We start from the raw sequence: 11105 nt of genomic DNA, 5'->3' as shown, positions 1-11105 counted from the left end.
GAACCAGTAAATACATCAAAAGACGATTTTGCATTCACTTACAACACTACTAAGAAAGTTGGATTTTTCTCAAGTAACAGAGACGGTAACGACGATATTTATAAAGCAGATCCGATTTGTAATTTTAGAGCAACAGTTGTTGTAAAAGATGAGATGACAGGAAATGTGATTGAAGGAGCTACAGTTTTTATAACAGATATAAACCAAAAAATCCTAACAAATCAAAATACTGATGTTAATGGTAAATCGGAATCAATGTTAACTTGTTTGCCAACTTTTGTAAGTTACGCTAGCAAATCAGGTTATGAAAACAGTAGNCCTAACAAATCAAAATACTGATGTTAATGGTAAATCGGAATCAATGTTAACTTGTTTGCCAACTTTTGTAAGTTACGCTAGCAAATCAGGTTATGAAAACAGTAGTATTAATAAATTTGAATTTGAAGAAAATGAGCTTGGACTTGATGTTAATTTTGAATTGACACTAAAACCAATCATGCCAATTATCACAGAGAAAGAAGTTATTTTACAACCAATCTACTTTGAGTTCAACAGAAGCAATATTACTGCAGAAGGAGGAGCAGAGTTGAACAAATTGGTTGCAGTTATTAACTAAAACCCAAACATGGTGATATTCGCAAAATCACACACCGATAGTAGAGGATGTGTTAAGTACAAGTTGAATTTTTCAGACCGAAGCGCAAAATCGACTGTTCAATACTTAATCAGTAAAGGAATAGCAAAAGATAGAATCTCAGGACAAGGTTTTGGAGAAAGCGAACCAAAAGTAGCTTGCAAACTATGTACCGAAGAACAACACGCACAAAACAGACGAAGTGAATTCTTAATTGTGAAGAAATAAAGATATTATGTTACAATTGAAAGCCCCTCAAATTAAATTATTATTAGTTTTTCTACTTACAGTACTTTTTTCTAATTTAACTGTAGGACAAGTTGTTATTAATGAAGTAATGGCAAAGCCTTCTGGAAATCAAGGCTTAATCAACTTTGGTGGAACTATTGGAAAGGAATATATAGAATTATATAATAAATCATGTTCAGCAATAGATATTTCAGGATATTTTATCGGTTGCAGACAAGATGTTTTAGGTGCACCAACTGGTGGATCTTTTCGAATTCCAAATGGGACATTAATTCCATCTAATGGACATTTAGTTATTGGAACAAACTTATCATCTACAGATGCTGCTAGTATCGATATACAGATCACTAGTTTTACAAGTAATTATTGTCAAAATAATGCTTCAAGAAATTTTTTATTAGCAAATACAGATGGTTGGGTAGCCTTATATAATGCTTCTGGAACACCAATCGATGCCGTATATTGGGCTACTAACTCATCGAATATTTCTCAAAGTAGCGATTTTGGTGGAAATCCTTGTATTCCTGCTGGAAGTCCTGCTTCAGTAACAACACTCCAAAGTGCAATTCAAATTAATACAAACTTTCCAGGAATGTTAAAATATGTAGGGGCAAACCCTACTAATGATTTAACTTTTAGTAGAAATCCTGACGGTGGTGCTACTTGGCAGTCACTTGCCGCACCAACAATCAATCATGCTACTGGTGGAGCAAACGCGAATTGTAATTTTGGAACTTGTGTAACTATAGCAGCCCCTCCAGCACCAACAGTAACAACACCTGTTAATTATTGTTTAGGAGTATCTGCAATTCCTTTAGTAGCTACACCAAGTCCAGGTGGCACATTAAATTGGTATGGAACAAATGCTACTGGTGGAACAGCTTCATCAACAGCTCCTACACCAAGTACTTCAACAGCTGGTTCAATAACATATTATGTAAGTCAAACTGTAGGAGGGTGTGAAAGTCCTAGAGCACCAATAGTGGTAACAATTACTTCTGGTGGTAATTTAGGATTATTTTGTGATACTGCTAATTCAACACCTACTTCATTGGCTTTTGATTTCAGCAATGTAGGACAGACAAATTTTTCAATTTCATACTCTATTAACGGAGGAGCTCCTATAAATGTTACGCACACAAGTCCTTCAAATTATACTGTAGCTGGTTTGACTGCTGGTGATTCTGTAACTTTTACATTAACCGCAAATGGGGTTTCTTGTGTTCAACCTCAAACAGTAACTTGTTCAACTGCTTCAGCTGATTGTGGCTCATGTTCTGCCCCAACTTGCCCTATAATAGGAGTTGCAAACTATGGTGTAAGAAATTTTCCAGCAGGTTCATGCTCTAGTTGGTCTCCAGCATTGACAAATACTGTTGTTAAGAATTACTATTTAGTACAAGCTGATGCAAATGGTTTCGTAGGCTTAATTCAACAAGCCAATGGAAGTCCTGCATTATGTATAAGTCGTTCAGCAATTTTAAGACCTTTATCAACTTCTTGTAATGTTGCATCTAATGTAAATCCATCAGTTTCAAATGCTAACGGAGTTGCATCAGGTTTTAATCCAGAATGGTATGGCCTTACTCCAAATGCACAATATATTATTGAAGTAACAATAACTTTAGGCGCTGGTTGTACTTTAAGTTCATTATGCTCAAATTATTATGGATGTACAAATCCAAGTGCTCCAACAGCAAGTGCTACTATTCAACCTACATGTACAACTCCAACTGGTACTATAGTTATTTCTTCTCCAACTGGCGTAGGTAATTTATATAGTATAGATGGAATTAATTTTCAAGCAAGTCCAACTTTTTCAGGTTTAGTGCCAAATACATATTCAGTAATTGTCAGAAAAACCCCAACTGGTTGTACGTCATCGGCAACTAATATCACAATAAATACTATACCAACTATAACAGCACCAATGGCTAGTGCAACAGTTCAACCAACATGTTCAGTTGGAACTGGAACAATTGTTGTTTCTTCACCTACAGGAGCCAATTTTGAGTATAGTATTAATGGAACAACTTTTCAGTCAAGCCCAACATTTTCTGGATTGACTCCAAATTCATACAATGTAATTGTAAAAAATTTAACCACAGGTTGTATTTCTACAGCAACAATTGTAACAATTAATTCTCAACCTACCACTCCTAATGTTCCAACTATAACATCAGTTGCAGCAACATGTTCAGCTGCAGGAAGTTCAACAGTATCAAATTATAGTGCGTCAAATACATATACTTTTGCACCTGCGGGTCCATCAGTTGGAGCATTAGGAGTAATTTCAGGAATGATTGTTGGAACAAGTTATACAGTTACAGCCACAAACGGAGGGTGTACTTCAGTAGCATCAGCAAGTTTCAGCAATGCTGCTCAATTACTTACACCAACTGTTCCAACTATAACATCAGTTGCAGCAACATGTTCAGCTGCAGGAAGTTCAACAGTATCAAATTATAGTGCGTCAAATACATATACTTTTGTACCTGCGGGTCCATCAGTTGGAGCATTAGGAGTAATTTCAGGAATGATTGTTGGAACAAGTTATACAGTTACAGCTACAAATGGAGGGTGTACTTCGGTAGCATCAGCAAGTTTCAGCAATGCTGCTCAATTACTTACACCAGTAGTGCCATCTATAACATCAGTTGCAGCAACATGTTCAGCTGCAGGAAGTTCAACAGTATCAAATTATAGTACGTCAAATACATATACTTTTGTACCTGCGGGTCCATCAGTTGGAGCATTAGGAGTAATTTCAGGAATGATTGTTGGAACAAGTTATACAGTTACAGCTACAAATGGAGGGTGTACTTCGGTAGCATCAGCAAGTTTCAGCAATGCTGCTCAATTACTTACACCAGTAGTGCCATCTATAACATCAGTTGCAGCAACATGTTCAGCTGCAGGAAGTTCAACAGTATCAAATTATAGTACGTCAAATACATATACTTTTGCACCTGCAGGTCCAACTGTTGGAGCAGGAGGTGTAATTTTAGGAATGACTGTTGGAACAAGTTATACGTTAACAGCAACAAATGGAGGATGTACTTCTGTAGCATCAGCAAGTTTTAGCAATGCTGCACAACTAACGGTTCCTGCAACTCCAATAATTTCATCTGTTGCGCCAACATGTTCATTAGCAGGAAGTTCAAGTATCACAAATTATGTAGCAGGTATTACTTATGTCTTTACTCCATCAGGTCCATCAGTAGCTGTTGGAGGAACTATTTCAGGAATGGTTATAGGTACTAATTATACTGTTTCTGCATCAAATGGAAGTTGTTTATCGTCTGCATCGGCTTCATTTAGTAACGCAGCACAATTAACGGTTCCTGCAACTCCAATAATTTCATCTGTTGCGGCAACATGTTCAGCAGCAGGAAGTTCAAGTATTTCGAATTATGTTGCAGGAATAACCTATGTTTTCAATCCAGCTGGACCAATAGTAAGTGGAACGGGTGCTATCTCAGGAATGATTAATGGTACTAGTTATTCGGTAACAGCATCAAATGGAAGTTGTACATCGTCAGCTTCAGCTTCATTTAGTAACGGATTACAATTAACGGTTCCAGTAACTCCATTAGTTTCATCTGTTCCAGCTTCTTGTTCAGCAGCAGGAAGTTCAAGTATTTCGAATTATGTTGCTGGGATTACTTATGTTTTCAATCCAGCAGGACCATCAGTAGCTGTTGGAGGAACTATTTCAGGAATGGTAATAGGTACAAATTATATTGTTTCTGCTTCAAATGGAAGTTGTACATCGTCTAGTTCTACTTCATTTAGTAACGCTGCACAATTATCAGTTCCAGTAACTCCATTAGTTTCATCAATTCCAGCTTCTTGTTCAGCATCAGGAAGTTCTAGTATCTCGAATTATGTAGCAGGTATTACTTATGTCTTTAATCCATCAGGACCATCAGTTGCTGTTGGAGGAGCTATTTCTGGAATGGTTTTAGGTACTAATTATACTGTGTTTGCTTCAAATGGAAGTTGTACATCGCCAGTTTCATCACCTTTTAGTAATATTAATTTAGTAGTTCCAACAATTATTGCATCCAACTTAAACCCAACATTCTGTTCTGGAGGGACAACTAATATTCAATTGACTAGTAATGTACCTGGAGCTATTTTTTCATGGACGGTAACAGGAGGAAACGTTGTTGGAGCATCAGGAGGTACAGGAAATTCTATTAATCAAGTATTAACGGTTAGTACTGGAACAACATCAACAGTTGAAGTAATCTATACAATCATAGCTGAGGCAAATGGTTGCGCAGGTAATCCAATTCAAATTCGTGTTCAAGTAAATCCTATTCCAGATTTAACAGTTGCGAGTAGTACAGCTCCAATTTGTTCAGGAGAAACAACTAATATTTCGTTTACAGGAACTATACCAGGAACAGTGTTTAGTTGGGTAGTAACAAACGTTACGGGAGTAGCAGGTGCATCAAATGGAACAGGAACTAGTATCCAACAAGTATTAACAACAACTGGATTATCTCAAGGAAGTGTAACGTATCAAATTACTCCAACATTCAATGGATGTATAGGAACACCGCAATCAGTAACAGTTTTAGTGAATCCACGTCCAGAGTTATTTACTAATCCGACACATCCACCATTATGTAGCGGAGTTCTTCCTACTAATATATTTTTATCGTCCTTTAATTCAGGAACAGTTTTCAATTGGACAATAAATGCAGTTGGAGTTGATGGAGCAAGTGCAGGAAGTGCACCTGGACCAACGTATACTATTATTCAGAATCTAACAACATCAGTTGATAATGTAGCAGGTTATGTAGATTATATAATTACCCCAACGTCAGCTGGATGTTCAGGAACACCAATTACAGTGCGAGTATATGTGAATCCATTACCAAAACCTGTTTTAACTGATGGAGCGATTTGTGTGGATGAATTTGGAGTTCCATTCCAATATTACACATTAGATTCAGGTTTAGATAATGCGACTTATGATTTTGTTTGGTATTTCAATGGAGTTGCTATTCCAAACTCTAACAATGCTACCTATTCAGCAAATACAGTAGGAACATATGGAGTAATTGCAACAAATAGTATTACTAATTGTGTTTCTTCAGATATTGCAACTATGGTAACAGCAAATGTAACTTCAGTTACTCCAGCTGTAAGCATGACTGTTACCCAAAGTGAATATTTTAGTGGAAATGCTACATTAACAGTAAATGTAACAGGTGGAAGTGGTACTTTGTTGTATTCATTAGATGAAGGAACATTACAGTCTTCAAATGTATTTACGAATGTAAGTTCTGGACCTCATACGATAACAGTAGTCGACACTCAAGGATGTACTTATTTAGTTCAAACTGTTTTTGTGATAAACTATCCGCAATACTTCACGCCAAATGGAGATGGATATAACGATACTTGGTTCATTGCGGGCTTACAAGATACTGATGTAATTTACATCTTTGATCGATATGGAAAATTAATCAAACAGTTACGAGGAATTGAAAAATGGGATGGAACTTATAACCAAGAACATTTGCCATCTACCGATTATTGGTTCACCGTAGATTATTTAGATAATGGAGTTAAAAAACAATTCAAAGCACATTTTGCCATGAAACGATAAACAAAGCGAGTCTAAAATATAACTTTTGAGATAAAATTATAATTGCATCAAAGCGATTATTCTGATTCGACTTTTTTGTTTTTAATAGTTAAGTGTAGTTAATAATTTAAAGTTTAAGATATGAATAGAACAATTTTTACAGTTTTAATGTTAATTACAAATTTAGTCATTTATTCTCAAGTGGGTATAGAGACAACTTCAATTCATACAGATGCTATTTTGGATTTTCCAACCGGGCAAAATAAAGGTATAGTATTGCCAATGGTAGAAGTATTACCTACAGGTGTTGCTGCTTCAAATGGTACTTTTTTAATTGATAAAACAGATGGTAGAGTAAAAGTAAGACAAAATGGGATTTGGTTAAACTTAACAGGAACTTCAAGTTTATCTTCTTATTCTGTTAATCCAAGTGCAGATACTTTTGATGGAGTAATAATTGGTGCTACATCCTCATCTGCTTCTGGAGTTTTAGTTTTAGAATCAACTAATAAAGCATTAATGTTACCAAAAGTAGTATCCCCTCATATTAACATCAAAAGCCCTTATCCTGGCTTAATGTGTTATGATACTACAAAAAATGCTATTGCTGTATTTAATGGTACTGCTTGGTATTATTGGAATTAATTAAAACATCACAACTATGAAAAATTATTTTTCTCTCTTTTTATTGTTATTTGGAATAAGTAATATCATTTCTCAAACGTTTTCAAATACTACTGTTAGCGCTTGTGATTCTTGGAGTTCAGGAGGTGCATATACAGGATTTACAAAAACTATTGCAGTTTCTGGTTTGCCAAATCCTTTATCATCAACTGGAACTGTTCTCAGACAAATTAATATTCAGCTTGGAACTTCTGCATGTAGAGGTAACTTGTCTACTTATAGAGCAAGGTTGGTTGCTCCTGATGGTACAACATTTATAGATATATTTGGTAGTAGCACACCATCATATTATACTTCTTCAATAACTTCACAATGGATGAATGTTAAATTTAGAGACGATCCAAGTTTAGAAAGAATTAATGATTATACAACAGCTGTAAAAGGAGCATATTGGCCATTTAGTATTGGTTATTATAGAGTAGATGTTGCAAATAGCTTCAGTAATTTTAATGGGTTAAATCCAAATGGAAATTGGACACTTCAAATTTCAGAAGGTACTGTTACTGAAGTTTCATTTGAGCGAGTTGATTTAATTTTCGGACCTCCAATTAAAGTTAATGATGTTACAGGAAGTTCCATAAATAATTTTTGTGAAGATAGAACATGCTTAGATGCTAAATATGTAGTTCGTGGTACAAATAATGGATATACAGCTAATGATCCAAATTATCCTGGTGATTCAGTTGGTACTTGTTCTTGGAATGGTGCAAATAACAATAGTGGATGGTATGCATTTAAAGCGACATCAACAACAGCCTATTTAACGGTTAGTGGCATGCTCAATACAAGCTCCCCTGGGAGTAGTGACATGCAACCTATTGTAGTCTCAAGGTCTGGTACAGACTGTAGTAGTGGTACTTTTTCTGTAGTAGCTGGTGGTTGTCCAGATGACCAAAATGCTGGAGGAGGAGTTAATAATCATAGTTATCATACTTCTCTTGGTGGGGGAACATTAGCTTGGAATAATATATATACTGCAGGAATAACTGCAAATGCAGAGTTTAATTTAAGTGGATTAACAATAGGTAATACTTACTATTTGTATATTGATGGGAATGGTAATGCTGCATCATCTTTTTATATAGAAATTAATTCTGCCGAAGATTGTTGTTCACCTTTTTCTCCAAATTTAACTCCTGCTGATACACAAACTAATATTGGTATTGGAACACAAGCTACAATGGCCACTGGATTCCCAACTTCAATTCCATCTGGTTTTATTGCTTTTGATACTAAAACCAAAGGATTAGTTATACCTAGAATGACAACTGCTCAGAGACCAGTTGGAGCTGCAGGTATGATAATATATAATACCGATTTGAATTGTATACAATTTCATAATGGAACAACTTGGAAATGTATTGAACCAGAGTGTTCCAGTTATTAAGTAGAACTAGAAAAGAAAAGATAAAATTAGTTTATAGCGTTAGTTTTTATCTAAAATAATTTAATTCAATTTCAGATTAAATTATTAGTAAAAGGATAGCTTTTAGCTATCCTTTTTTATAAAATTGTATTTCAGCTTTTAAAGTAATTTGCTTTTTGCTTACTGGATGCTCAAAAGTCAAACTTTCAGCATGTAAATGCAAACGATTGGCTTTGGTTCCGTATAAATCATCACCTACAATAGGTGTTTTTAAACCTAATTCATGTGAAGCATGTACTCTTAATTGATGCGTTCTTCCCGTGATAGGATAGAAGTAAACCAAAGTTTGGTTATTTCTAACTTCAATTTTTTTCCATTTAGTTTGCGCTGGTTTTCCGTGTTCGTAACAAACTAATTGTCTTGGTCTATCGTCTAAATCTACTCGTAAAGGTAAATCGATAAAGCCTTGTTCTTCAGTTAAAACACCATCTAATAAAGCAACGTATCGTTTTTTAATAGTTCGTTTTATGAATTGACTTTGCAATTTTACATACGTTTCTTCGTCTTTTGCAATCAGCATTAAACCCGAAGTTGACATGTCTAAACGATGCACAATTAATGGTCCGGTTGCATTTGGATATAATTCTTTCACTCTTTGGTAAACAGAATCCGATATGATTTTTCCAGGAACGGATAAAAATTCAGCAGGTTTATTAATCACAGCTAAAACCTCATCTTCAAAAACTATTTCTATGTCTTTTCCTTCCGCTGGATTTTCCTGAAACGGATTTGCTTCCATATCCAAACCATTTAGCATGTGAGACATTAAAATTGGCTCACACTTACTTTTACAAGCCGGATAAAATTGTTTGTGTTTTCTAATTTCCGATTTTGGCGATTGTCCCCACCAAAATTCAGCCATAGCAATGGGTTTTAAATTAAGTTCGAAAGCGTAATGTAATAACTTGGGAGCAGCACATTCTCCAGCTCCAGCAGGTGGATTATTGTTGAAGATTTCGCCAATACTTTTTCGTTCACCAAATTGGTTTAAAAACGAATATTCAGCAAATAATTTTTGTTGCAAAGCACCCGATTTTAAACGACGTTCATCTTTAAGTTGATTTATTGTATCTAAAATTAAATTGACTTCTTTTTGTGCATTTTCAATTTGAAAATTCCAATATTTCGTCATTTTTTTTAGTAAAATGCTTTCTTTTTTACTTTCTTCCGAAAGTTCCAATTCTAATTGTTCAATTTCAGAGGAAGATAAATTGGTAAATGAAATTCGTCTTTCATCACGTTCTATCTTCAGCATTTTGATTTTATCTTTCTGATTTTGAATATCGGATAAAGCTTCAATTTTAGTAGTTTCTAATTGATTTTTTTTGCTTTGAAGTTCGTCTGAATTTTCTAAAATTTCAATTTGACGATTGATCGCATTTAAAACTTCTTCTTCTTTTCTAAAAAAACCATCTTCGTGCAACATGTCAAAAATCGTTGGAACAAAATAGGAATGATGATTCACACCAGCCAATTTTCCAGAAAAAGCCCATAAATATCCCAATTCATCTTCTTGATTTTTACAAACCAAAACCCCAAACATTTTTCCAATTACTAATCCTTCTTGATTTTCTTTCAATCCGAAATTATGTTCAAAATCGGTTTGCGTTTCTAAATACGATTGCAATTCAGTTGCAGCAATAATGCTTAATTCATGCGGTTCGTAATAAAAAGGAAACGTGAATTTTTCGGGTAAGGAAATACCTGAAATATTTGTTTCGAAGGGTTGGAATAATGATTTTGACATGATGCAAAGATAAAGTAATTGAGACGATATTTATCTTTGTTAAAACTAGTTTAATTAGGATTATTGAATTTCATAAAAGCGCATAAATTAGGAACAAATTATTATGATAGACATCTCTTTTAAATTATTTTATAGATCAAATATTTTATAAAAAAAAATATTTTGTCTCTTTTGAGAGATAAAAATAATGAATTTTATCTTATGTGTGAGATAAAAACAACGCATTTTATCTTATATATGAGATAAAAACAGAATGGTATTAAAAAGTAACATATATTTTAATTTGTAAGAATTATTTTTTCAACTATATATTTTTCAATAAACTCTTTGTCTTTTTTATTCCTTAAAATTAAAAGTTCATTATTTTTATGAGTTTTGTAATTCATTAAAAATTTAGTATTTCCACTTCTATTTAATTCTGTGTATTCAAATTTACTTGAATCAAACTTATTGGTGATTAAATTAATATTTTGAGTCTTGTTAATTATTTTTTTTACTTTAATCATTTCACCACTTTCTATATTAATCTGAATTTCAGTATAAAATATCCAAGAAGCAAAACGAAATAAGACATAAAAAAACAGAGTTAATATGAAAATATAAACACCTACAACTGGACCAAATACATATAATAAGCCCAAAAAAGTAGGCAAATTCCATATTAACATTTCTTTCCATATGAAAGGAATTCTATCGCTTAGAATATAAATATTTCCCTTTTTATGAATTCTGAAATAATCTTCTTTGATTTCCATATTTG

The 11105-nt window shown here is 34.0% G+C and carries 6 protein-coding genes; 4 read left to right on the top strand and 2 right to left on the bottom strand.

The window, feature by feature from the left end:
* Positions 1-625 precede the first annotated feature (625 nt).
* From OJ995_RS11375 to OJ995_RS11360, 4 genes are all read left to right on the top strand, one after another.
* Positions 626-862, top strand: a complete 237-nt coding sequence (locus tag OJ995_RS11375; protein ID WP_264369528.1) for an OmpA family protein — start codon at positions 626-628, stop codon at positions 860-862.
* Between the two features lie 7 nt (positions 863-869).
* Positions 870-6509 (top strand): T9SS type B sorting domain-containing protein, encoded by a 5640-nt coding sequence (locus OJ995_RS11370; RefSeq protein WP_264369527.1) that lies wholly within the window; start codon positions 870-872, stop codon positions 6507-6509.
* Between the two features lie 120 nt (positions 6510-6629).
* Complete coding sequence (locus OJ995_RS11365; protein WP_264369526.1) at positions 6630-7133, top strand: phage tail-like protein; 504 nt, start codon at positions 6630-6632, stop codon at positions 7131-7133.
* Positions 7134-7149: 16 nt separating this feature from the next.
* Entirely contained in the window at positions 7150-8559 is a 1410-nt protein-coding gene (locus OJ995_RS11360) for a phage tail-like protein (RefSeq protein WP_264369525.1), read from the top strand.
* A 106-nt stretch (positions 8560-8665) separates the two neighbouring features.
* Here OJ995_RS11360 and OJ995_RS11355 read toward each other — a convergent pair whose 3' ends face one another.
* Positions 8666-10345 (bottom strand): RluA family pseudouridine synthase, encoded by a 1680-nt coding sequence (locus OJ995_RS11355; protein ID WP_264369524.1) that lies wholly within the window; start codon positions 10343-10345, stop codon positions 8666-8668.
* Positions 10346-10623: 278 nt separating this feature from the next.
* Complete coding sequence (locus OJ995_RS11350) at positions 10624-11100, bottom strand: hypothetical protein (RefSeq protein ID WP_264369523.1); 477 nt, start codon at positions 11098-11100, stop codon at positions 10624-10626.
* Positions 11101-11105: the final 5 nt, after the last annotated feature.

The sequence above is a fragment of the Flavobacterium lacisediminis genome, assembly GCF_025909975.1.
Lineage (GTDB): Bacteria > Bacteroidota > Bacteroidia > Flavobacteriales > Flavobacteriaceae > Flavobacterium > Flavobacterium lacisediminis.
This window is presented reverse-complemented; position numbering and strand designations above follow the sequence as displayed.